Below are 24954 nucleotides of genomic sequence, written 5' to 3' on the forward strand. Positions count from 1 at the left end.
CCAACGTGCTCATTTTGAGCTCAAGCCGGATAAACCGCACATCGGGAAAGTTGTGTTTATGGGTAAAACTGCATTCGAGAAGATCTGGGACGCGCACCGTGTTAGCGAGATTGGCGACGGAACAGATCTTATTTTGATCGATCGCATTCTGCTTCATGAACGCACAGGCGGTGTAGCACTGAAAAGCCTTCATGCGTCAGGGCGGCAAGTGAACGATCCGGCGCAGGTTTTTGCGACCATGGACCACATCGTCGATACGCTGCCCGGCCGCTCGGATAACACACTCATGCCAACAGGGCGGGACTTCATCCTTGCGACGCGCGAAGCCTCCAAAGAGGCTGGCATTTCCCTGTTTGATCTGAATGACAGGCGGCAGGGAATTGTACACGTTATCTCGCCAGAGCTGGGCATCATTCTACCCGGTGCCACTCTGGTCTGCCCGGATAGTCATACCTGTTCTCAGGGCGCACTCGGCGGCCTTGCCTGGGGCATTGGGTCATCCGAGGCAGAGCACGCGCTTGCGACCTCCACGCTGCGCGTCAACAAGCCCAAAACCATGCGCATTTCGATAGATGGCGAGCTTGCAGCCGGCGTGACCGCTAAAGATCTGGCGCTTTATATCGTTTCAGAGATCGGCTCGTCTGGCGCCGTCGGCCACATGATCGAGTATGCAGGCAGCGCTGTGACGGCTCTGGATGTTGAAGCCCGCCTGACACTCTGCAATATGGCGACAGAACTTGGCGCTTTTTCAGCGTTCATTGCGCCCGATGAGAAGGTGTACAAATATCTTAAGGGCCGCGATTACGCGCCTAAAGGTGAAGATTGGACGGCCGCACTCGAGCAGTGGAAGACCATTTTCACCGATGCAAACGCGCGCTTTGACAAGGACGTCATGCTGAGCGGCAGTGACGTTCCACCCATGGTTAGCTGGGGCACGAGCCCGCAGCAATCCATGCCGGTTACCGACGACGTGCCGCTTTACTCTGAAGTTTCGAGCCGCGACTCACGTGACAGCTATGATCGCGCCATTGCCTATATGGACCTGGAACCGGGTGAACCGCTGCGATCATTCAGCATAGATGCCGCATTTATCGGCTCCTGCACGAATAGTCGCCTGTCAGACCTGCGACGCGCGGCAGACATACTGATCGGCCAGAAAGTGGCTCCGCATGTCAAAGCCATTTGCGTGCCCGGCTCCACGTCTGTGAAAGCCCTCGCAGAAGCAGAAGGCCTCGACAAAATTTTTCTGGATGCAGGCTTTGAGTGGCGGGAATCAGGGTGCTCCATGTGCTTCTTTGCTGGCGGCGAAAGCTTCGGCGCAGAAGAGCGGGTCATCACCTCCACGAACCGGAATTTCGAGAGCCGACAAGGCCCTAAAACGCGCTCGCATCTCGCCTCTCCGGAAACCGTCGCCATGTCAGCCATCATGGGTCATATTGCAGATGCGCGCATGCTCGCCGGAAAGGAAAGCTTATGAAACCGCTTAAAACCGTCCGGTCTCTGGCGGTACCGCTGATCGTCGATAATATCGATACCGACATCATCATTCCATCGCGCGAAATGAAGTCGGTTTCTAAAACCGGCCTGTCAGACGGACTATTTGCAGGCTGGCGCTATACGGCTGTCGGAAGCCGCGAGATCAATCCTGACTTTGTGCTCAATGACGCAAAGTATGCAGATGCGGAAATTCTGCTCGCAGGCGATAATATGGGCTGCGGCTCCTCGCGCGAACACGCCGCATGGGCACTCGCAGAATATGGCTTTCGCGTCGTTATCGCACGGAGCTTCAACCCGATCTTTCGTGGCAACTGTATCCGCAACGGAATCCTGCCCGTAAAGCTCTCGCCTGAGCCAATTGCGAAAGCTGAAGGGCCGATCACCGTCGATCTCGAAGCCATGATCATCACCTCCGAAGCGGGTGATAGCTGGAGCTTTGAACTTGAAACCGAAGCACGCGAAATGCTGCTTGAAGGGCTGGACCCGATTGATCTCACCCTCAAGCGTGCTGCGGACATCGCAGCCTTTCGTGAAGCTGATCGGGCGCGCCGCCCGTGGATATACAATCTGAAAGCTGGATAAGATGAGCGATATTCTACATTTTCCTGTCATCGTTATTGGCGCAGGTGGCGCGGGCCTGACCGCTGCGCTTGCAGCCTCCGACCTCGGCGCAGACGTACTGGTGCTTGAACGGGATACCGTTCCAATGGGCTCAACGGCTATGTCGACAGGTCTCATCCCTGCCGCGGGTACGCCGGAACAGGCTGAAAAAGGCATTGAGGACAGCCCGGAACGGTTTGCCGCTGACGTCATGGCGAAAACCAAAGGCAAGACCGATCCCGATATCGCACTCAAACTCGGGCAGGAATCTGCCGAGACCATCACCTGGCTTCGCGACAAACATAGCATCCCGCTGAGCCTGATTGGCGGCTTCCTCTATCCGGGCCATACCGCCATGCGCATGTATGGCACACCGCTCAGAACCGGCGGCGAGCTGATGGCTTCGCTTCAGACAGCTTGTGAAGCGGCTGATATTCCAGTCCTCACCGATGCGACGGTCACACGTCTTGCGTCAGAAAAAGGCAAAGTGACACTCGTCGAGTACACAAGGCCTGACGGAGTGACAGAAAGCGTCAGCTGTGACGCAGTTATCCTCGCTTGCTCCGGCTTTGGCGGAAATGCCGACATGGTTCGCGAATGGATCCCTGAAATGGCGGAGGGCTTTTATCATGGCCACCCGGGCAATAAGGGCGATGCGATCCGCTGGGGTCAGGAACTGGGCGCTAAACTCTCCGATATGAGCGCCTATCAGGGACATGGCGGCCTCGCTGCGGGACACGGCATTCCAATCCTCTGGCCACTCATCATGGAAGGCGGCTTTCAGGTAAATCGTGAGGGCAAGCGCTTCTCCAACGAGGCATCCGGCTATTCAGAACAAGCTGCCAAGATTAACGGCCAGCCTGGACAGGTCGCATGGTCTATCTATGACGAACGCCTGCACACGCTGATGCTCGATTTTGACGATTATCAGGATGCGCTGAAAGCAGGTGCGGTACAGTCAGCCCCGACAATTCAGGAGCTGGCAGCCAAAGCCAACCTGCCTGCTGACGCCCTCGAAGCGACGCTCTCGAACGTCATGGCGCTGAATGCCGGCGAAACAACTGACGAGTTCGGTCGCGACTTCACTGGCAAAATCCCGCTCGCCGGGCCTTATTATTGCGCAAAAGTGGTTGGCGCACTCTTCCACACGCAAGGCGGACTATCTGTCGATGGTGACGCCCGCGTCCTTGCTGAGGACGGCTCTCCACTTCCAAACCTTTATGCGGCAGGCGGCGCCGCACGCGGCATTTCCGGCGATGGCGCTGATGGATATCTGGCCGGCAATGGACTGCTGACGGCCACCAGTTTCGGCAAGCTTGCTGGCCGCGCGGCGGCTGAACAGGTTCTGAACGAGAACTGAAACCAATCCTGAAAGAGGCAAACATGAAATTCCACCTGATTTCGGGCGTGGCCCTTATTTGCCTCTCTGGCTGCGCACAAGACCTGACGCCGCCAGCGATCGAAGCCGAGCAACCACCGGAAGCCGCAGCGTCAGACCCTGCGGCCATGCCGACCAATGCCACGATTGTAGAGACGTACTTTCCACGATCACTGGTCGAAGGCGCGCCGGAGCCGCTACCTCAAAATCCTGATGCCCGCCTTGCAGATGCCGACGTTATCTTCGCTGACGCCATCGACTATGCTGAAGAAACAACAAGCTACGCTTTACTCATCTGGCATGATGGCACGCTCCAGCTTGAAACCTATTTCCCGCCGCACACCGAAGAGGTTCGGTCAGAACCGGCCAGCATGCACAAATCTGTGGTCGGTCTTGTTACGGCCAAAGCGATTGCAGACGGCCTCATTGAAAGCGCCGATGCGCCGATTTCGACCTGGCTGCCTGAATGGGAAGACGATCCGCGCGGCGAGATTACACTGCGCCAGCTTCTGACTATGTCGGCCGGACTCGCCCCACTCTCATATGAGGGCGGCGCGGCGTCACCGGCCGTGCGCTTTGCCTCAGGTGAGGATGATACGGTTGAGACCCTGCTCAACCTGCCGCTGGAAGAGGCAAGCGCGCCCCATTTCCATTATCAGAACACAGTCAGCCAGCTTCTGATGCTGGTCATGACCCGCGCACTTGGCGAGCCGTATCAGGACTATCTCTCACGTGAAATCTGGCAGCCGATCGGTGCAGCAGAGGCCTACACCTATGATTTCAACGAAGAAGGCTTCCCACGCGGCTATGCATCCTTTCTGGCGCGCCCGCTGGACTGGCTGCGTCTGGGCCTGCTGATCAAACAGGACGGCGTTTATGACGGCGAACAGATCGTTCCGGCAGAAGCCATTGAAAACATGACTTCACCTTCCGCACTCAACCCGAACTATGGCTGGCAGATCTGGCGCGGTGCGGATTTCGAAGCCGAGCGCTATTATAATTTCGAAGGCATCGGCTTTGCTGCGCTCTCAAGCGAGCCCTACCTCACCGACGACCTCATCTTCTTTGACGGGTTTGGCGGTCAGCGCGTCTATATCAGCCAATCGGAAGACCTTGTGATTGTTCGCCTCGGAGATTCTCAAACCGGCTGGGACGATTCACGCCTTCCGAACGCCGTCATCAGAGCGCTCCACGCGCAGGACTGATCGCACGCCCCATCGTCGCTCTACGGACACTTCCGGAAGACCGAATGTTTTTCGCATCCGGTCGCCCTAGAGAAGATCAAAGTCCAATTTTACGGAGTAAGGGTGTGAGCAGCAAAGTTCTGATCAGCGAAGTCGGGCCAAGAGATGGCCTTCAGAATTGCAAGGCGATCATGCCGACGGCCGAAAAGGAACGCTGGATACGCGCGCTTTATGATGCCGGCATTGAGGAAATCGAAGTCGGTAGTTTCGTCTCCCCAAAACTGTTGCCGCAAATGGCAGATACGGGCGAAATCGTGCGCTTTGCGAAAACCCTTCCTGGTCTGACAGTCGCTGTTCTCGTTCCGAATATGAAAGGCGCGCAGCTGGCGATTGAGGCAGGCGCAGACAAGCTGACCATCCCTCTCTCAGTCAGCGAAACACACTCCATCAAAAATATTCGCCGTACCCATGATCAAGTCATTGAAGAAGCGCAGAATATTGCAGCCCTTGTCGCCGAACAGCCAGAAGGCGCGCGCCCACATCTGGAGGGCTCCCTCTCGACAGCGTTTGGCTGCACAATTGAAGGCGCTATTCCCGAAGCCGTTATTCTGAAACTCGCCACGCGCCTTATGGGGGCTGGCTGCGATGAAGTCGGCCTATCCGACACGACCGGCTATGCAGACCCGGCCTCAATCCGCCAGCTTATCCGCTCGGTCCGCGCTGAAGTCGGCGCAGAGAATCTGACCGGCGTTCACCTTCACAACACGCGCGGGCTGGGTCTTGCGAATGCACTTGCTGCCTATGAAGAAGGCATCACCACTTTTGATGCATCACAGGCGGGTCTTGGTGGATGCCCGACCTCACCGGGCGCGAGCGGTAATATCGTCACCGAGGATATCGTCTTCATGTTCGAATCCATGGGCATTTCAACAGGTGTAGACCTGGAAGCGCTGATGTCGTGCCGTGAAATTCTGGCCGCTTCACTGCCCGATGAAGAACTTTACGGCTTCACACCGCATGCTGGACTTCCACTTGGCTTCAAGCAAGAACCAGTCGCCGCTATTTCCTGATTTCAACTGACGACATACTCACATGGCAAACCTCGACGCCCTGATTACGCTTATCATTTATTCTGCTGGTCTCGTCGGGATCGGTTTCTGGGCCTCTAAAAATGCCCAGTCCGAGGACGCGTTCATTCTCGCCGATCGAAGCCTCGGCTCGGTGGTTGCGGGACTAGCCTATGCGGCCTCAACGTCATCAGCCTGGGTGCTGCTTGGCTTTTCAGGGTTTGTCTATGCAATCGGCCCGTCTGCCATGTGGATGGTGCCGGGCATTCTTGCGGGTTATGCTGTTGTCTGGTTCTGGTCCGGCAGAGTGCTTCAGGAAGATACAGCCGAGCATGACCATCTGACGCTGACAGACTTTGTCTCCCAGCACACAGACTCGCCGACGATTGGAAAACTGATCCGGATCGCGGCCTCGCTGATCATTGCCTTCAGCTTTTCATGGTATATCGCGGCCCAGCTGCAAGGGGCCGGTCAGGCCTTTAACGATCTGTTCGATAGCAGCCTCGCGCTTGGCGTCGTCATCGGGGCGGCATTGATCCTCGTCTACACATTCCTTGGCGGATTTGTGGCTGTCTCTATCGCCGATACGGTTCAAGGCGCGCTTATTGGCATCGTCGCGATCATCCTGCCCACTATCGCCTTCTTCCATGTTGGCGGCTTTTCGGCGTTCTCCGAAATGCTCGCGGAAGCGCCACCATCATTCTCAAGCGCTTTTGGAGATCGCGCAGGTCTGGCGGCGCTCGGATTTGTCGTCGGTCTGTCAGCGACAGGTTTTGGCGCCCTCGGCCAGCCTCACCTTGTGGCATGGATTATGGCTGCACGAGACAAGCGCGCCCGTATTGAAGGCGGCGCCATTGCCTGCGCGTGGGGCGCCGTTGTTTACACCGGCATGGGCGTTCTGGGACTTGCCGCGCGCATCATGTTTGGCGAGAGCGGCGTCAATGAAGGCGTTTTCTTCGGCTCTGCAACCGAGCTTCTTCCCGGTATTTTTGCAGGTATCGTCGCCGCAGCGACCCTGTCAGCTATTATGTCGACGGTAGATAGCCAGCTTCTCGTAGCTGGCGCAGCCCTGAGCCATGATCTGGGTCTTGCGCGGCTGGCACCGAAACGAAAAGTGCTGATCTCGCGGCTGGCCATTATTCTGGTGTGCGTCGCAGCCGTAGGCGTCACGCTGCTTTTGCCGTCCTCGATTTTCGAACGTGTGTTGTTTGCCTGGGTCGCGCTGGGTGCCACATTCGGCCCGATTGTTGTGGCAAGAACGATTGGCTGGACGCCACGTAATGGCTATTTGCTTGCGTCCATGCTCACCGGATTTTTCCTGAGCCTTGCACTCACCTTCCTGCTGGCGAGCGGACCGGGCGGTATCTGGACAACCATCGCCCCATGGGTCGGGTCGTTCGCCATTCTGACATTTGAACGGCTCACGACCCGTAAGTGAGATGGATCAGGCAACCGCGCTGAGGTGCGAACCCGGCTTCTCTGCCGAAGCCGTTTTGCCAGAGAGCGCCTGATTGATCTTATGCTGCGTATCCTGAAGGGCTGGCAGCAGCTGGTTCACAGCTTCCTTGTGGTTCATGGTCGATGCGAAGAAAGCAATCGTTGCGACACCTGCGACGCGGCCATTTCTATGGAGTGGAACAGACACGCAGGATGTTTTGCCCGGTGTCACTGTATGTGGAACGCGTTCAACAACCGCATAGCCCTGACGACGTACCTCTTCGAGGTCATCCAGCGGATCGAGCACACAGTTCGGGTCGCCAGGCACCGGAATACGCGGGCCAAGATTGGTTTTGATCAGCTCCAGCTCTTCTTCAGGCAATGCCGCGAGGAATGCTTTACCATCTGCGCAGTACGCGATTGGCAGGCTGTAGCCAGGATAATAGCGGGCAAAAGTGAGCGACGTCATGGCGTGGGTGCTGTCACGAAGGACCATCTGGTTGCCAATGCGCGTGACAATAGAAACCGGCCAGCCAATCTCGCGTGTCAGATCTTCAATGAACGGGCGCGCGATGCTCACCAGCTCATCATCATCCTGATATCCGTATGACAGCGACTGCACGCTAGGCGCAGGGCGGTAATATTTGCGGCAGGTTTCGCGTTCGATCATGCCTTCATGCACCAGCGTCTGTACGATCCGGCACGCGCTTGGATAAGGTAGGTTCGCTTGCTTTGCGATATCCATCAGACAGATCGAACCAGCTCGATTGATGATCTGAAGAATGTTCAGCGCGCGACTGATCGAGCGGATAGGAATACCTTTCTGAGACTCCTCAGTGTTGGTGGCCTCTGGCTTTTCGACGACAGCAACATTACTCATAACCGGCTCCTAAGATATATTGATATACCAATTGGGGCTCAGAAACGTCTTATCGTCAAGCGCAGTGCCAAATACCTATGGCTCAAAGGGGTTTTGTTTAATTGTCAGGCGAATACAGCCCAGGAGTCGGTCAGGAATCAGGCAGGCCAATCAACCATTCTGGTGCGACTGAACGCGATTTAAACCAGTGAATGCAGTGGTCGCTCAATCAGACCCGGATTTTACATCCGCGTTCTCGATGACCATGTGATACTGATACCGGTCAGCGCGATAATTTGAGATGGTGAACTGAACCGCTTTCTTGTTCGCGTCCCGTAGTACGCGTCGGATGGTGAGCACCGCCGCACCTTCCGCCAGCATAAGCGCCTGCGCAACGGCGCCGCTCACCGAACGCGCCTGAATGGTTTGCTCCGCACTCTCAACCTCATGACCTGCGCCAGCCAGAAGCTCGGTAAACGGTCTGTAGGCGATCTCGGCATCATCAATTTTCGAGGCAACGTCGAGCGGCGTATAATTGCGAATGTGCGAGAACGGCGCATTTTCGAGGTGGCGCACGCGCTCAACATACTGAACTTCCGTGCCTGGCAGGATGCCGAGTTCGGTGGCGACATCAATATTCACCGGCACAATGTCCAGAAATTTGAGTTCAATCTCGGTTTCAAACCCCAGACGCCTCAAATGCTCCATCGATGTCGAAAAGTTACCGAGCACGGGCGGTGTCCGGTTACTATAGGAGACGATTGTACCACGACCGCGAAAGCGTTTCACAAATCCGCTTGCCGCCAGCTCGTTCATGGCACGCTTCACGGTGATACGTGACACACCCAGTTCAACGGCCAGCGTTTCCTCGGCGGGAAGCTTGGAGTTGAACGCAAACACGCCCGTCTCAATCCGCGACCGCAGCAGCGTATAGATCTGCTTGTAAAGCGGCGCTGAATTATGAGAATCGAGATCCTGCGCCTGCAGCTGGGAAGTCAAATTGGTTCGCCCCGTCGAAAAAGCGCCTGAACCTGCCGCGAAGTCCGGCTTCATTTCTGAAGCCAGTCACTCCGGATCAGGGATGGCGTGCTCACCCTAACCTTGTTCAATTTTTCTATCGCGGCAAGGGCTTTGCGGAGCGCATGAATGCGGAATGGCAGGCCGGCAATATAAGGCGTGAGCGTGAAACCCATTACGCGCGGGCCATATGCCTCGGCTTCATCTGCCAGATAATTCGCGCTTTCAACCAGCTGATCGCTCCATTCATCTTCACTCTGGCGCTTGGTGAAGAGGAGATTGAAGTCATTCAGCTCGAAATGGTTTGGCAAACAGGTGAGCGGACCATTTTCGGTATTCATCGCGACCGGCACCTGATCCATTTCCCAATCAAGACAGGTTTCAAAGCCGAACTTTGTCAGCAAATCAGGCGTCCGATAGGACTCATTGCGGGCGGGGCTCATCCATGTCTTTGGTTGGAGGCCTTTTTTCGCAAAGAGTTCACGCGTCTGCTCGATATAGCCTGCCTCATCGGCTTCGCTCAGCCCGTCATAATGGATATGATCGGTCGAGACGCCATGTGCCGCAATTTCGTGACCCGCCTCGGCAATGCGTTCGATCAGCGGCTGGCATCGATCAAGCAGCATCCCATTCACCGGAAAAACCGCGCGCATGCCCGCAGCTTTCAACGCATCCAGAATTCGGAACACGCCGACGCGATTGCCGTAGTCGCGCGTGGAGAAGTGGCGGAGATCAGGATATGGCGTCACCATCGCGCCCGGATGCTTGAATGGCTTGCCGGATGGCGTGAGCGGGAAAAATTCGAGCGGCACGACGATGAACACATCAAGTTTGCCGGGGCCCTCTTTCGGACGCAGCGCGCTATAGGACCAGTCATACCGGTCATGGTCATTGCCATATCGGCGCAGCGGATAATCTGGATATGAGCTGCTCATGCTGTCACCTGCCCTGAAAATCCTGTACCGCCAGTGCTCAGCCCTCGCCGTTCGATATCGGCCACGGTCTGATCCCAGTAATTATCCCGATAATAACCCGCAATTTCGGCGCCCGTCGCAAACCAGACATCGTCGCTATGCGCCGTGATATGCTTCAGAGCTTCTTCGAACGGACGGATACGGTGCGGCTGTGAAACCAGATAAGCGTGGAGCGGAATACACATCACCGTGCCGCTCTTTTCGCCCTCTTCCAGAAGCTGGTCGAAATGGCGCTTCAACACATCGGCATAACGCGACGCCGACTGCGATAGCGATCCGTAAGTGATCACGTCATTGACTTCGAGCGAGTATGGGAGAGAGACGAGCTTGCCTGTTTTCGTCTTCAATGGCTGCGGCTGGTCATCCTGAAACAGGTCGCAGGAATACCAGAAGTCATATTCCGCAATGAGATCAATCGTGTCTTCGGTATGCGTCAGCGCGGGAGCGAGATAACCGCGAATGCGCTGGCCGGTTTGCTTCTCAACGCTGGAAATACAGTCTTCAAGAACCGCGCGCTCTTCGGCTTCGGTCATGCCGTAGGAATATCGCGTATTGTAAATGCCGTGAGAGAAGAACTCCCAATTCCGTTTCACACAGTCCTCAATGATCTCCGGATGGTGATCCAGAAGCGCAATGTTCAAAGAGACCGAACCACGCAGATTGTATTTGTCGAGCAGCTCCATAAGCCGCAAATGCCCGACCCGATTGCCGTAATCGCGCTGGGAAAAGCCGATAATATCCGGATTGCCGCGCGGCCATGGCTGGCGCTGCGCATTCGCCGGCGGCTGAAACTCATAATATTCGATATTTGGCGCGATCCAGAAGGCCAGCTTCTTCCCACCCGGCCAGACAATTTTCGGACGGTCTTCATAGGGCCAGTAGTCGTAGAGGTTAGGGTCTGCGAAGGGCATTATTTCGCCCCCTCATATGCGTCGAGCCATGCGATCACATCGGCGACCTTCACCACGTCTGCATATTTCAGATGCAGGTCGGTGAGGTTCGCAAAGTGATAGCTTTCATGCTTATCCGCAACGCATTCCATCGGCACAATCGTGCGATATCCGCGAGAGAGGCTGTCGACCGCCGTCGCGCGAATACAGCCCGACGTCGAGCCGCCGGTAATCACGACCGTGTCGATCTTGTGCCAGACGAGAAAGCTCTGCAGCGGTGTTTCAAAGAAAGCCGACGGCATGCGTTTTGTGTAGACCGCGTCGACCGATGGATCGATGTTGAGACGATCATCAAACTCTGTACGCTCTGAACCGTATTTGATGTTCTGCAAGCTATCAGGCGTGTCGGTGCGTGTGCCCCAAATGCCCGCATCGGCGGCATTGTCCATATAGGCAACATGGGTCCAGACGACGGGTAGCCCCTTTTCGCGAGCCATGGACGAAATCTGGTCCGTGTATTCCATCTGCTTCGGGTCGGTCACATAGGCCGTATTCGGATAGAGGTCCGGGCGGGTATAGGCTTTTTGCGGATCGACATTCACAATCGCCATCCGCTCGCCAAAGCCAAACGCTTTACGGGTCGGACTGACCATCACATTCTCAAAGATCTCGCGCGCGGTTTTATCTGAAAGAACCATTGTCGAGCCCGTTGGGGCCGTATTCGATGTCATGCTTACCCGTCCTTTGCAGAGCGTCCCTCGACGTCCAGCCAAAACGGGCGGCAAAGCCTCGCCAGAACTGAAGCGTCATGTCTTCAGTTTCGACCTTAAAAGCTGCGCGCGCAGCGTCTCATTGCAATTACAGAGTGTTCGAGGAACGAATAGGATCGTGAACGACTGGCGTCGAACCATGCTCTAAATCAGAGCTTTTTTTTACCACGGCAGCTGACGACTGCCGTCTGTCAAGCGGGTGAAGCCTTCGCCTCACCCATATCCTGCAGTGTCAAAGGCTAGCCCATGACGCGGCGGCTAGTCAGTCCAGCCACCGCCCATCGCCATGAAGACGTTGATCTCCGCACTCGCCTTTGCAGCACCTGACTGTGCAAGCGTTGTACGTGTTTCAATCAGCGTCCGCTCGGCATCGAGTACTGCAAGGAAGTTATCCGCCCCGATCCGATACCGCGTGGTCGCAAGCTCGGCAGCCTGCTCTGCAGCGGCCAGCGAAGCTTCCAGAGCCCCATAGCGTTCCGTCTCGGCGGCATAGTTTGTCAGTGCCGTTTCAGCTTCTTCCAGTGCAGCAAGGAAGGTTTCATCGAAATTAGCCAATGCCGCATCGACACCTGCTTCTGCCGCCCTGAGCTGCGCACGCGATGCGGCGCGGTTTGGAAAATTCCAACTGATCAGCGGCCCGATCCCGAAGCTCAATCCATCACTGTCAACCAGATCACTCATGCCACCAGCAGAGGCTGTGCTGATCGACCCGCCAAGACGGACGGAGGGATAAAGATTTGCCGTCGCGATTCCGACCCGTGCTGCCGCACCGGAAATCTGAATTTCGGCCTGGCGAACGTCCGGACGACGCGCGATCAGCGCTGCGCCTTCACCCGCAGGCAACAAAGACGTGAGCTGTGGCAGATTTGCGCAAGCTGGCATTGACGCGCTCAGCGCTTGTGGCGTCCGGCCGGTCAGGCGGGCGAGACGAAAAACAGCTGAATCGCGTGCTGCGCGCACAATTGGAATATCAGCTTCTGCGCGACGAAGCGCGGCTTCTGCCTGCACGACATCAAGCCGGATACCGCGCCCCGCATCGAACAATGTCTGGGTCAGGTCCAGCGTGTTTCTCTGAAGCTCGAGATTGGACTCAGCGGTATCGAGCAGAAGATTGCCGGAGCAATAGTCGATCCATGCTCGGGTCGTCTCGCCAGCCACCAATAATGAAGCCGCCTGAAATGCCATTTCGGCGGCCGCTGCATCCTGAGCGGCGGCGTCGATGGATGAAGCCACCCGACCGAAGAGATCCACTTCATAGGCCATTTCGAAACCGAGCGAATACATATCGGTTTCGATATCACGAGGCGCGAGGGCAGGGTCTCGAACATACTGTCCACCCGCTGACGCCGTCGTCGATGGCAGCAGGGCTGCGCGAGCTTCAGTGAGCCCTGCGCGTATCTGCTCTAAATTTGCTGCCGCCACAGCAAGGCTTCGATTATTCGCGAGCGCCGATTCAACAAGCGCGTCCAGTTCAGGACTATTATAAAGACGCCACCAGTCTTTCGGAGCCGTCTGATCTGAAACGCCGGCAGCTGCAGCGGAAACAAGCTGTCCTTCAGCCTCCGAGGGAAGCGAGCTGACCGGAACCGTTGGGGCTGTGGCGCACGCGCCAAGCGTCAATGCGACCAGAGCGGTGAGCGTTTTGAACTTAAGATTGGTCATGCCTCGCCTCCTTCGACCGGCATAGAAGATTGATCATCCTGCGTTTTGTGAGGTTCGGGCAAAATCCGGGAGATAAGCCGCCCAATCACATAAAACGCAGGGGTAAAAATGAGGCCGAATACGGTCACACCAATCATGCCCGAGAAAACAGTGATGCCGAGTGATTGACGCATTTCAGCGCCCGCGCCTGTAGCAAATGCCAGAGGCACAACACCGAAGATGAACGCAAACGACGTCATCAGGATTGGTCGCAAACGCATTCGAGCACCCTCAACGGCTGCCTCACGCGGAGACACGCCGGTTTTCTCTTCAGTTTGCTTGGCAAACTCGACCAGCAGAATGGCGTTCTTCGCCGCAAGCGCGACCAGAACAATCAAGCCGACCTGAGCGAGGATATCATTCGCCATACCCGCAATATTGATCCCGATCGTCGCCGCGAGAATACACATTGGAACAATGAAGATCACCGCGAATGGAAGCGTGAAGGCTTCGTACTGGGCCGCGAGCACCAGGAAGACGAAAACAACAGCCATTACAAAAATCAGGGAGCTGGAATTGCCTACGGCTTTCTCCTGATAAGCCATTTCCGTCCACTCAAAGCTGATCCCTTCCGGCAGCACCTGAGCAGCGATCTCTTCCATCGCGATCAACGAGTCACCCGTGGACACACCCATAGGGGTCTGGCCCTGAAGCTCGATAGCGGGGAAGTTGTTGTGTCGAACCATGCGCACCGGGCCTGAGGCATTGATAATCTGTGCCAGCGCAGAAATCGGCACCATTTCACCCGTTGATGACCTCACCTGAAAACGACCAATGTCAGCGGCCGTCTCGCGATATTGTGCATCGGCCTGAGCGGTTACGCGGAAGGTCCGGCCTGCGAAATTGAAGTCATTCACATAAGTGGAGCCGAGGTAGGTGCCCAGCGTCGAGTAGACATCTGCAGGCTCAACACCCAGAAGCTGAGCACGGTCGCGATCAACCTCTACTCTGACGGTTGGCGAGTTGGTATTAAAGGTCGTGTAGACACTGGTGACACGCGGGTCCTGAGCTGCCGCACCCATCATGGCAAATGTCGCCTGCTGGAGCGCTTCAGTACCTGCACCCGAGCGGTCTTGGATCATCATTTTAAAGCCACCACCGGACCCCATGCCCTGTACAGCCGGCGGCGCAATGATGAACGCATTACCCTCAGGCAGGCTGGTCATCAGCTTGCCAGTCAGCGCCTGCGAAATGGCGACCGCTGTGAGATTTGGATTACCGGCACGCTCTTCGAAAGGGTCGAGACGGATAAACATGGTTCCGGCGTTTGATGCGGACGAGAAGCTGGAGCCATCCATACCAACCATAGACGCAACACCAATCACGCCTTCGGCCTGCATCAGCTCTTCACTGATTGACGTCATGACGGCGTCAGTACGGTCAAGCGAAGCACCCGGCGGCAATTGAACCACGCCAATCAGGAAGCCCTGATCCTGCTCCGGAATAAATCCGGTAGGCGTTTCCTGCAGGCGCCATCCGGTCGCCGCGAGCAGCCCCACATAGACCACCATGACAATGACGAGCATGCGGACAAGCTTGGAAACCACACGTCCGTATGTGTTCGACAGCCAGTCGAATCCTGTGTTGAAGATATTGGCCGCAAAGCGGAACGGCGCCATCAAAACACTGCGTTTCTTGTACTCATCTTCTACGTGCGGCTTCAGCAGCAGCGCGCAGAGCGCTGGCGACAATGTCAGAGAGACCAGAAGCGAAATCACCGCAGCAGAGGCGATCGCGACTGCGAACTGCGCATAGAAAATGCCCGGAATGCCACCAATAAAGAGCGTCGGTACGAACACGGACACGAGAACAAGGTTCATGGCAATCAGCGCGCCACCGACCTCTTCCATGGACCTGATCGACGCCTGCATCGGGCTAAGGCCCTCGCGAATGGATCGTTCCACATTCTCCACGACGACAATCGCGTCATCGACCACGATGCCGACAGCCAGAACGAGCGCGAACAAAGACAAAGAGTTGATGGAGTATCCAAGCGCCAGCTGGACGGCGAAGACACCAATGATCGACACAGGAATAGCGATGATCGGCACGATGGCCGCACGCCAGGTCTGCAGAAAGATCATGATGACGATCATCACCAGAAACACAGCTTCAACCAGCGCATGTTCAACAGCCGAGACCGACGCTTCAACAAATTCTGTCGGGTTGTAGGGGATCATATAATCCAGACCATCCGGAAATTCGGCTCTGGCCAGTTCCATTTCTGTCAGCACGTCATGGGCCGCATCAAGCGCATTCGAACCAGGGAGCTGGGAAATCGCGAGCCCGATACCGGGTTGCCCGTCGAAATAGGCGCGCATCAGGTAATTTTCTGCACCCATATCTGCACGCGCAACATCGCGCAGATGAATGACCGAACCATCCTCGCCGCGGCGGATGACGACATCTCCGAACTCGTCTGGTTCAATCAGACGGCCCTGAACCTGCACCGGGATCTGAAAAGCAGGTGAGCCCGCCTGTGCAAAAGGCGGCTGCCCAAGCGTACCGCCCGCAGCCTGAATGTTCTGCGCGCGCAGGGCACCTACAATGTCATCTGCCGTTAGATCGAGTGCAGCAGCGCGCTCCGGATCAATCCAGATACGCATGGAATAATTGCCCCCACCGAACACTTCGATGCCACCAACACCGTTAATACGCAGCAGTCGGTCCTTCAGGTTTGTGGACGCATAGTTCGCCACATAGTCCTGATCGAGCGTTCCCCCCGGTGATGTCAGCGCAACAAGAAGAAGAAAGCCGGATGATTGCTGGCTTACAGACACGCCGGTCTGGCGAACCTGTTCAGGTAAACGTGGCTCGGCACGCGCGACACGGTTCTGAACCTGAACCTGTGCTGTATCCAGATCTGTCCCCGGAGCAAATGTAACCGTCAGCATGACCACACCGTCTGCGGTCGACGACGAGGTCATATAGATCATATTCTCGACGCCATTCACCTCCTGCTCCAGTGGTGCAGCGACCTGGCTGGCGACATCGTTAGCAGATGCGCCGGGATAAGACGCCATCACAACAACCGTTGGAGGCGCAATTTCAGGATATTGCGCAAGTGGCAGACGCGGGAAGGCAAAGGCACCGAGGAGCGTGATGATAATGGAGATCACGGCCGCAAAAATAGGTCGGCGGATGAAGAAATGGGACAAGCGCATGTATTCGTCTCTCTGGGAGGAGCGGCATCAAAAAGATTGGCGGGTAAGGTTTCTCAGCGGACGTCAGTTGATCCGACGTGCCGCCATAGCTGGCCTGCTTTGAACGGCAGCCGGATTTTCGGGCTCGGCCTGATAATCAAGATCCACGGCTGCCGGAGTTACCGGAGTTCCCGGTTGGGCACGAAGCAAGCCGTTGACGATCACGCGGTCGTCCGCGTCAAGTCCTGTCCGGATGACCTGCATATTGCCGCTCACAGGACCTAGCTCCACGGGCGAGGCCTGAACCATGTTCTGATCATTGACGAGCAATAAGGTCCGCCGGGTGCCATCAGTCTGCACCGCTGTCTGCGGAACCATGAGCGCCTGATACGGTGCCGAGCCGTTAGTCCGCACCTCGCCGGTCATGCCGGGACGGATAAATCCATCCGTATTCTCTATAAGCGCACGCACGCGGATTGATCCGGTCGTCTGCCCCATCCGGTTGTCTGCAAACACCACGTCACCCGGGCGCGAAAAACTGATCTCGTCCTGAAGCCGGACATACGCCGCGACCGCGCCGTCGGCCTGCTCGGCACGCATATAGCTCAGATAATCTGCCTCTGAGACATTAAACGTGAAATACAGATGATCATCGCGAACGATTGTTGTCAGAATGTCCCCAGCCGAGTTTCCACCTGCAACGAGATTACCGGGATCGACATTTCGCGCGGACACGCGACCTGAAATCGGGGCAGAGACACGCGTAAAGCTGAGATCGAGCCGCGCGGCTTCTACCCGGGCCTGTGCCGCCTCTACACTCGCGTTCGCGCTTGCGACACGCGTCCGGCTCTGCTCGAGTTCTTCCAGCGAAACCGCACCAGACTCGCGCAGCTCCTGAGATCGGCTCAGATCAGATTCGGCTTGTTCAAATTCCGCCCGGGCCAGTGACAGCTCAGCTTCGGCCTGAGCAAGAACGGCCCGAAACGGACGGGCATCGAGCGTGAAGAGGAGATCGCCGGCCTCGACAAGCGATCCATCCTCGAAGCTGACAGATTCCACATATCCACTGACACGCGCCCGAACATCGACACGCTCGATCGATTCAAAGCGCCCCGTATAATCATTCTGATCGGCGACCTGCGCCGAAATCGGGTTCGCTACTTCGACGTGGGGAGGCGGCATACCACCCTGCTCTTGCGCTTGAGGTGCTCCGCAAGCGGCAATCACGAGTGCCGTCGCCAGAGCGGAAGCGGTGCCAAAATTGCGTACGCGCATTTTTAAATCCTTCACAAACGGGGCGAAATGAGAGAAATTTTACCCTAAGTCATCAGCTGTTGACCCGCATATGCTGCTGCGCAACATATAAGTCAACAGGTGATGACAAAGATAATTTTGTCCGCTAGGGAGGACACATGACCAAGGAACCAAACGTCCGGCGCCGCGATGCTGGCGCGACAAAAGCTGCAATTCTTGAAGCAGCGCACGCACTCTTCGCCCGGGGCGGTTATGAGAATGTAGGGGTACGCGAGATCGCCTCTAAGGCGGGCGTCGATGCTGCGCTGGTCTCACGTTATTTCGGATCAAAGGAAGAGTTGTTCGCAGAAGTTTTGCGTTCCGGCGAACGGGGAGATGATGTCATTGGCTCAGAGCTGGATGGCCTGACCGACCGCGTCGCCGATCTGATGCTGGATCCGGAAGAGAAGAAATCGCTCGACGATATCCTCATCATCCTCAACTCCTGTGCCTCACCAATTGCCGGGCGGGCTGTGCGTGACTCGATCAATGAACGGTTTCACTGTCCGTTTGCGAGCGTGATTGGCGGTGATCACGCCATGGTCAGAGCTCAGTTGCTGGGTGCCATGCTACTTGGCATCTCAATCAGCCAGCAGACGAGCGGCGATTTCAGCGACGATCCTGAAGTTCGTGCCCGGCTTAAGCAAAGAATTGCAGACATTCTCGCCCTCGCGATCAAACCTCTCTGAGAGATAAGATCGACGCAGCGAGGGGCCAGTAAGGCGACCGAATCCAAAAGTTAAGCTGCATTTTCACAGACCGGTTTAACCGGATGTTTCCTGCTCTACTCCACTCTTAGGCGAATAAATTTCAGCCCGACAGTGAGAGTATCAGGCCCGCCACATATGAGCATTCTGTACGCACCGGTTCTACTAATCTCCGCCAGCCTGATCGCTGCCGCGCCTGCATGGGCGCAGGCCGATTTCGAGCAAGGCGTAGAAGCCCGGTACGCAGGCGACACAGCAACGGCGCTACAGATTTTCAATGACTTGCTCGAAGCGGACCCTGAAAACGCTGACGTCTGGGTTCAACTCGGCTTTATCTATCTTGGCATGGAGGCCCGCGAGCAAGCGCGGATTGCTTTTGAAACTGCCCTCTCACTCGCCCCCGATTACAATGATGCAAAGCTCGGCCTTGCGCGGCTTGCCTGGTATGAAGGCGAGCCAGACCGCGCTCTTGAATATCTGAATTCAGCCGGCGGCACAGAGGAAGCTACCGCTCTTCGCGCACAAATCCTGTCCGCGCCGCCACGCGACACGCCACAAAGGTGGCGAACCGATTTCACACTCGCATATCGCGATCTTTCACGGGGCCTGCCGCCCTGGACCGAGACAAATTTTGCGCTCGGATATCGCTTGTCAGACACCACCGCTATCACGGGCGAAATCCAGTATGCGGAACGATTCAACACTTCGAACACCTATGTAAGCGCCACCCTGTCGCGCGGGCTCACCAATGGAGGCGAATTGTTCGGCCTGATCGGCGGCGCGCCTGATGCCACTTTCAGACCGGAAGCGCAGCTTATTTTGGGCGGCGTTTTTCCTCTGACGAACACGACAAATGACGACATACAAATCTGGGGCCGCCTGATCGCCAATGCCTCACGTTATGCGACGGGTAATGTTGAAAGTGCTGCCTTAGGAGGCCAGCTCCGTTTGCTTCAGGATCATGTCCGTATCGGATCGACATGGTCTGTCTTGTCAGACGAGACCGGCAACACACGAACCGGTCTTGCCTTCGACGCCGAATGGCAGGTGCACAATCGGGTAAGGCTGCTGGCCGGTTATTCAGATGCACCAGAAACCTCGGACGGGTTCACTCTGGATGTCCGAAGCATGCAGCTGGGTGCTCGCATTGCGCTCGACCAGATTCAACTCGGCCTGACTGCCGTAAGAGAAGAACGACGCTCCTATGATACCGGCGGCATAGTCCTCAGCGTGACCCGCCGCTTCTGATGATCCATATCGAACTCGCTATCATCTGGTACTCATCACTTGTGCTGGCCGCGTTTTCGATCGCCTGCATGCTGACGCTTATTCTGAACAGGCTGATCACCAACAGACAAACATTGAAGCGACGATCCCGTCAGGCGGTACTGACAGAGTATTTGTTGACCAAAGATACCGATGAAGATGGTGGGCAGGAGCTTCGCGCCTTCACTCAGTCCCCTATTGTTCTGGCGCTGACGATTTCAGAAATCTCAACCATGATGCGCGGTCCTGCATTCGACGGTATTCTCAGTCGCCTTAAAGCTCTAGGCGCGGAGCCCCGGCTGATCAGACTGCTGTCCAGCGGTGCCCCGCAGTCAAGAGTCGTCGCCGCTGAAGCACTCGCCTATTTTCCGAGTGACGCTGTGCGCGCCGCGCTCTGGAAAGCATATGCCAGGCGCGCACCTGCCAGTCAGCGGATCATTATCGCGCAGTCATTGGTTTTGGCCGGCGCACGGCCAGAGCTGGCAGACTTTTTCGCGCATCTCGATCTCACCCGCAGCGAAGATCTGGCAGACATGACGGCGCTGTTCACTTCCATTGCGATGCAAAATCCCGAGCCCGTCATTCGTCGTGCCAAAATCGCTTACGATCCGCCAGAAGTACGCGCCGCACTCTTGCGAACACTGGGCAATTGCGGCGTTGTTGAAGCGATCGAACTGCTGATGCGAGATGCCCGCGACGCCTCGCCGGTTATTCGCGCAGCCGCGCTCGATGCCATTGGCGAGATCGGTTTCCTGCCGGACATATCCGCGCTTTCCGAGGCATTGACCGATGACGCCAGTGAGGTACGCGCTGAAGCTGCCCGTACTGTCGGCTTGTTAGTTGAGCAATCCCATCTGCCGGACCTGATCAGGATGACATCGGATACCGACTGGGAGGTCCGATTCAGGGCGGCTAAGTCAATCGCCGTGTTCGGAGAAGACGGCATCGCTGCATTAAAGCAAATCGCAGCGAAGACAGACAATCACCACGCCGCAGCAACAGCCCAGCTCGCTCTGGACGAGGCAGCCGCCTGATGACAGGGCAAGCCTCAGATATTCTGATAGCCTCCGCTCATTATGTGACGCTCTTCATTATCAGCGTCGGGCTGCTGCAAAACGCAATGTATTTCGCACAGCTCATCCTGTCCGGTCATGAACTGTCCACCAACCCGCCTGTGCGCAGAACGGCTCTCCTTTGGAAGCGCTATGCCGATCTGGCTCCTCCAATCGCCCTGCTCTCGCCGGCATATAACGAAGAACTCACCATTATTGAGAGCGTGCGCTCCATGCTCTCGCTCGAATATCCTTCTTTCGAAATCATCGTGATCAATGACGGTTCAACCGACAAAACGCTTGAACGGCTCAAAGAGGAATTTGATCTCAAACCGGTTTCCCGGGCGTTCCCGCAGACTGTTGATCACGCGCCTGTTCGCGGCATTTATAAATCGGCCCGCCAGTCACGCCTTATCGTGATCGACAAGGAAAATGGCGGCAAGTCAGATGCGCTGAATGCCGGTATCAACATTTCCCGCGCCCCGATTTTCTGCTCCATGGACGCAGACTCAATCCTTGAACCTGATGCGCTACTGCGTGCTGTTGCGCCCTTCGTAGATGACCCGTCTCGCGTGATCGCAGTCGGCGGGACAGTGCGCCTCGCCAATGGCTGCCGCATTGAAAACGGGCGGCTTATTGAGGTCGGCATGCCCCGAAACCCGCTCGCCTTGTTTCAGGTCGTCGAATATTTACGCGCATTCCTGATGGCGCGCCTCGCCTGGAGCAAGCTGGGTGCAATCACCATCATCTCGGGCACGTTCGGCCTGTTCAAACGGAGTAGCGTGCTTGCCGTTGGCGGATACTCCAAAGACACGGTAGGCGAAGATATGGAGCTTGTGATCAAACTCCACCGCCACTTCCAGCGTGCGGATAAACCCTATCGCATCGCCTATGTGCCACAGCCGGTTTGCTGGACGGAGGCGCCAGAGACACTGAAAGTGTTAGGCCGCCAACGCTCTCGCTGGCATCGTGGCTCGCTGGAAACCTTTTTCCGTCATACGGACATGTTTATGAACCCACGCTATGGACGCGTTGGTGTGCTAGGGTTCGGGAACATTTTTTTCGTCGACATATTGGGCCCTTTGGCAGAACTGCTCGGGTACATTCTGATCCCGCTTCTGACTTTCACCGGCCTGCTTTCCATTGACTATCTGCTGGCCTTTCTCGCCGTCAGCTTCACCTTTGGTATCGCCGTCAGTGTCGGGTCTCTGGCGCTGGAGGAGGTCGAGCTGAAACGCTTTCCCCATGCGCGCGATCTGGTGCTCCTCATGTGCATGGCGATCCTCGAAAACTTTGGGTACCGACAACTGAGTAATATCTGGCGTATAGTTGGCACGGTTGAGTTCCTGCGGCGCAAAAAAGGCTGGGGCGTCATGACCCGTAAGGGCTTCAAAAGCTAACGGGTTAACCACACAAACCCGGCGGAAACTGAAATCTCCCGCATATTGCCCTGCAGTTTTTGCAGTGAGACCGCCTAATTCAATAAGATTTCACGTAATCGATTAATGCCAAATTGAGTTCGCAAACCCTATTCTCACTACTAATAGAGGTATGGATACGCTAATGACCAAAGTAATTGTTGCAGATGATGATGAGACGATCCGCATGTTGGTTCGTGTTCTGCTTCAACGCGCCGGTTTCGAGGTAAGCGAAGCGAAGAACGGTCAGGAAGCACTCGCACTTGCCGAAGAGCTTCAGCCAGCCGTCGTCATCGTGGATTCTATGATGCCTGTCATGGACGGTATGGAAACCATCACCCGTCTGCAGGCCAACCCAGCCACTAAAGACATTCCTACGCTCATGTTGAGCGGTCGTCGCGGCTCTGAGGATATTGTCAGCGCGCTCCGTGAAGGCGCGGATGATTATATCACCAAGCCATTCGACCGCGCCGAACTGATCGAACGTGTTCGCCGCCTTGCTGCAACAACCCAGCCGGATATGACAGACGGCGCACGCGCCGTTTCCTGATCACTCGTCACGTCTGACCCAATTGTCCTGAAAATAATTGTCAGAGAGAATTCTCTGGCGGTGAGACAGGGATTCGAACCCTGGAGACAGTTTCCCGCCTACACGCGTTCCAGGCGTGCGCCTTCGACCACTCGGCCACCTCACCGGTCAGAGGTAAGCGCCGGAATATAGTCGGCAATTTCGCAGGCGCAAGTGTTGTTTTGCTTAAAACAACGTGATTTCGCACACCCCTGTTTTTTCGGCCCGAAAGCCCCTATTTTACGGGTCAGCAATTAAGGTGAAACTCCATGTTCCTTTCCAAGCGTCCGACAACGCTGCCAACGCGCGACGAAGCCCTGCCGGGCCGCGCAGAGCCGCTGCCGACAGCCGATAAACACTTCGTCACAGGTGAGCCGATCAAAGGCCCGTATCCTGACGGATTTGAAACCGCCGTTTTTGCACTGGGCTGCTATTGGGGTGCCGAGCGCCGCTTCTGGCAGACACCCGGTGTCTGGGTCACCGCGGTTGGCAATGCTGGCGGCATTACCGAAAACCCGACTTATGAAGAGGTTTGCTCCGGCAAGACAGGCCATGCCGAGAGCGTTCTGGTTGTCTATAACCCCGACATCATCAGCTATGACGTCCTGCTGAAAGTGTTCTGGGAAGCCCATGACCCGACACAGGGCATGCGTCAGGGCAATGATCAGGGCACGCAATACCGCTCCGCCGTGTTCACAACGAATGACGAACAGGCCGCGATCGCGAAAGCGTCACGTGATGCGTATCAAAAGGGTCTCGATGAGGCCGGATACGGTAAAATTACCACGACGATCGAACCGTTGGATGAATTCTACTTCGCAGAAGAGTACCACCAGCAATATCTGGCGAAGAACCCGAGCGGTTATTGCGGCATTGGCGGAACAGGCGTGTCCTGCCCGGTGGGCCTCAACGTATAGAGCGCTTTAAGCGTTCCAGCGAATGGAGAAGCGCCGGCGGCTCTCAAGGATCTGCTCGGCGCGCTTCATGGCCGCAACGCCCATTTCAGCCTGCGCGCGGCCTTCACCGGCCTGACTTGCATTCACGCCATCGCGGATATGCGCCATGGCTTCCTGCAGTTTGGCAGATTCAAACTTCTGTTCGCACTGATAGCACATGGCCCGGCCGAGATCGATTTTCGCCCGCGCCCAGCGCATGAGATTATCTTCCGGATTGAGCACAGAAAGAGCAGTCGCGAGGCGGGCAACCGACTTATCGAGCCATTCGGCATCTTTAAACTGTTCGCCCAGATGTAGCGCGCCTGCCGTGTAATCGCTTTCAATTTCTGTAAGCGCCTGCCCGGTCAGAACGCTGTCGGCGAGCAGGATTTTCTCCATCGCTTCAACGATCGGCGACAGACGGTCAGCACGGAAATCTGCCGGACGGCCAAGTGACGGACGCAGACGACGACCGGCCACATAAGCAATCGCGCGCATTTCGCTTTCGGCCCATTCGGACGGCTTGCCCGTCATGGTCAGCGTAAAGAAGCCCTTCGGATTACCGCCAGCCAGCATGTCGCGTGTACAGAAGCAGATACGCTGCAGCTTTTCCTTCACATCCGCTGCGCCCCAGACGATGAGGTCTGCGCCGGATGTCGCAAAAATCTGCTCCAGATTTTGGAAGTCTGTGCGCGTCAGGGCGAAATCGGCGGCTTCAATCTCTGTCGCCGAATAGCCAAGGTAAAATGGCGAACCGAAATTGAACTCCGGCAGATAGTGCTCCAGCGCATTCGTGACGGCGTGGCGTGTCGCACGTCCATTGGCCCCACGAAAGCGCACCATCATGATCTTATTGCCTGGCGTCGTGTCGGCCGCCATCGCACGGGCCGCAGACACCTGATTGAGGTGCTTCGATGTGATCAGCAGTCCGCGCACGATCAATGCCATAACAACAAGGCCCAACAGGACCAGTGCGACAGCGCCCATCACCGCGAAAAGATCGCGGTCTGGCAGCGAGGCAGCAAACTCTGAGATTGCCGTTCCAAACGCGCCGGTAGTTGAAGTCACTGACTGAGCCATGGATTGATCCATCCAAAAATATCTAAGGTGCTGGCGAGGCCCTGATTTGGCCCGTTATCATTTGGGTTGCAAGCCCATTTCACTCGACGCGCGACCAGAAACGCCTTTTCATGTCGCA

Annotated in this window: 21 protein-coding genes and 1 tRNA gene; 12 read left to right on the forward strand and 10 right to left on the reverse strand. The window is 56.4% G+C overall.

Annotation, left to right across the window (positions count from 1 at the left end):
- Positions 1–58: 58 nt before the first annotated feature.
- The 6 genes from leuC to P1U45_RS03920 all read left to right on the forward strand — a co-directional run bounded on the left by leuC (position 59) and on the right by P1U45_RS03920 (position 7164).
- Positions 59–1477 (forward strand): 3-isopropylmalate dehydratase large subunit, encoded by a 1419-nt coding sequence (gene leuC, locus P1U45_RS03895; protein ID WP_301057583.1) that lies wholly within the window; start codon positions 59–61, stop codon positions 1475–1477.
- Positions 1474–2079 carry a 3-isopropylmalate dehydratase small subunit gene (gene leuD / locus P1U45_RS03900; RefSeq protein WP_301057584.1) on the forward strand — a complete coding sequence of 202 codons (606 nt, stop codon included), beginning with the start codon at positions 1474–1476 and terminating at the stop codon, positions 2077–2079. The genes leuC and leuD overlap by 4 nt, the downstream gene beginning before the upstream one ends.
- 1 nt (position 2080) lies before the next feature.
- A complete protein-coding gene (locus tag P1U45_RS03905; RefSeq protein ID WP_301057585.1) occupies positions 2081–3457 on the forward strand; it encodes an FAD-dependent oxidoreductase in 1377 nt (458 codons plus the stop codon).
- A 23-nt stretch (positions 3458–3480) separates the two neighbouring features.
- Entirely contained in the window at positions 3481–4680 is a 1200-nt protein-coding gene (locus P1U45_RS03910) for a serine hydrolase (RefSeq protein ID WP_301057586.1), read from the forward strand.
- 104 nt (positions 4681–4784) lie between these two features.
- Positions 4785–5729, forward strand: a complete 945-nt coding sequence (locus P1U45_RS03915; RefSeq protein ID WP_301057587.1) for a hydroxymethylglutaryl-CoA lyase — start codon at positions 4785–4787, stop codon at positions 5727–5729.
- A 22-nt stretch (positions 5730–5751) separates the two neighbouring features.
- Positions 5752–7164 carry a sodium/proline symporter gene (locus P1U45_RS03920; RefSeq protein WP_301057588.1) on the forward strand — a complete coding sequence of 471 codons (1413 nt, stop codon included), beginning with the start codon at positions 5752–5754 and terminating at the stop codon, positions 7162–7164.
- A 6-nt stretch (positions 7165–7170) separates the two neighbouring features.
- Here the strand turns inward: P1U45_RS03920 and P1U45_RS03925 are convergent, their stop codons facing one another.
- The 8 genes from P1U45_RS03925 to P1U45_RS03960 form a co-directional block, all read right to left on the reverse strand.
- Positions 7171–8043, reverse strand: coding sequence for a helix-turn-helix domain-containing protein (locus P1U45_RS03925; protein WP_301057589.1), 873 nt, complete (start codon positions 8041–8043; stop codon positions 7171–7173).
- 204 nt (positions 8044–8247) lie between these two features.
- Positions 8248–9021 (reverse strand): GntR family transcriptional regulator, encoded by a 774-nt coding sequence (locus P1U45_RS03930; RefSeq protein ID WP_293609244.1) that lies wholly within the window; start codon positions 9019–9021, stop codon positions 8248–8250.
- Between the two features lie 50 nt (positions 9022–9071).
- A complete protein-coding gene (locus P1U45_RS03935; protein ID WP_301057590.1) occupies positions 9072–9974 on the reverse strand; it encodes a polysaccharide deacetylase family protein in 903 nt (300 codons plus the stop codon).
- Entirely contained in the window at positions 9971–10924 is a 954-nt protein-coding gene (locus tag P1U45_RS03940; RefSeq protein WP_301057591.1) for a polysaccharide deacetylase family protein, read from the reverse strand. The genes P1U45_RS03935 and P1U45_RS03940 overlap by 4 nt, the downstream gene beginning before the upstream one ends.
- Positions 10924–11601 carry an isochorismatase family protein gene (locus tag P1U45_RS03945; protein WP_366144979.1) on the reverse strand — a complete coding sequence of 226 codons (678 nt, stop codon included), beginning with the start codon at positions 11599–11601 and terminating at the stop codon, positions 10924–10926. Before P1U45_RS03945 ends, P1U45_RS03940 begins: the two co-directional genes overlap by 1 nt.
- A 330-nt stretch (positions 11602–11931) precedes the next feature.
- On the reverse strand, positions 11932–13335 hold the full coding sequence (locus tag P1U45_RS03950) for a TolC family protein (RefSeq protein ID WP_301057593.1): 1404 nt from the start codon (positions 13333–13335) through the stop codon (positions 11932–11934).
- A complete protein-coding gene (locus tag P1U45_RS03955) occupies positions 13332–16538 on the reverse strand; it encodes a multidrug efflux RND transporter permease subunit (RefSeq protein ID WP_301057594.1) in 3207 nt (1068 codons plus the stop codon). The genes P1U45_RS03950 and P1U45_RS03955 overlap by 4 nt, the downstream gene beginning before the upstream one ends.
- Before the next feature lie 63 nt (positions 16539–16601).
- Positions 16602–17792, reverse strand: a complete 1191-nt coding sequence (locus P1U45_RS03960) for an efflux RND transporter periplasmic adaptor subunit (RefSeq protein ID WP_301057595.1) — start codon at positions 17790–17792, stop codon at positions 16602–16604.
- 137 nt (positions 17793–17929) lie between these two features.
- Between P1U45_RS03960 and P1U45_RS03965 the strand changes: the two genes are divergently transcribed.
- The 5 genes from P1U45_RS03965 (at position 17930) to P1U45_RS03985 (ending at position 22803) form a co-directional block, all read left to right on the forward strand.
- Positions 17930–18499: a TetR/AcrR family transcriptional regulator gene (locus P1U45_RS03965; RefSeq protein WP_301057596.1), complete on the forward strand. Its 570-nt coding sequence runs from the start codon at positions 17930–17932 to the stop codon at positions 18497–18499.
- Between the two features lie 156 nt (positions 18500–18655).
- Positions 18656–19765, forward strand: a complete 1110-nt coding sequence (locus tag P1U45_RS03970; protein WP_301057597.1) for a YaiO family outer membrane beta-barrel protein — start codon at positions 18656–18658, stop codon at positions 19763–19765.
- A complete protein-coding gene (locus P1U45_RS03975) occupies positions 19765–20817 on the forward strand; it encodes a HEAT repeat domain-containing protein (RefSeq protein WP_301057598.1) in 1053 nt (350 codons plus the stop codon). The genes P1U45_RS03970 and P1U45_RS03975 overlap by 1 nt, the downstream gene beginning before the upstream one ends.
- Positions 20817–22235, forward strand: a complete 1419-nt coding sequence (locus P1U45_RS03980; RefSeq protein ID WP_301057599.1) for a glycosyltransferase — start codon at positions 20817–20819, stop codon at positions 22233–22235. Before P1U45_RS03975 ends, P1U45_RS03980 begins: the two co-directional genes overlap by 1 nt.
- A gap of 163 nt (positions 22236–22398) precedes the next feature.
- The gene (locus tag P1U45_RS03985; RefSeq protein ID WP_301057600.1) at positions 22399–22803 is read left to right on the forward strand and encodes a response regulator; all 405 of its coding nucleotides are present in this window, start codon (positions 22399–22401) and stop codon (positions 22801–22803) included.
- A 55-nt stretch (positions 22804–22858) separates the two neighbouring features.
- Here the strand turns inward: P1U45_RS03985 and P1U45_RS03990 are convergent.
- Positions 22859–22948: transfer RNA gene (locus P1U45_RS03990), tRNA-Ser, on the reverse strand.
- A 142-nt stretch (positions 22949–23090) separates the two neighbouring features.
- On the opposite strand from P1U45_RS03990, the gene msrA reads away from it, so the two are divergent.
- Complete coding sequence (gene msrA / locus P1U45_RS03995; protein ID WP_301057601.1) at positions 23091–23738, forward strand: peptide-methionine (S)-S-oxide reductase MsrA; 648 nt, start codon at positions 23091–23093, stop codon at positions 23736–23738.
- A 6-nt stretch (positions 23739–23744) separates the two neighbouring features.
- On the opposite strand, the gene P1U45_RS04000 is transcribed toward msrA, so the two are convergent.
- Positions 23745–24836: a hypothetical protein gene (locus tag P1U45_RS04000; RefSeq protein WP_301057602.1), complete on the reverse strand. Its 1092-nt coding sequence runs from the start codon at positions 24834–24836 to the stop codon at positions 23745–23747.
- Positions 24837–24954: the final 118 nt, after the last annotated feature.

Source organism: Ponticaulis sp. (genome assembly GCF_029210165.1).
In the GTDB taxonomy this organism is placed as follows: Bacteria; Pseudomonadota; Alphaproteobacteria; order Caulobacterales; family Hyphomonadaceae; genus Ponticaulis.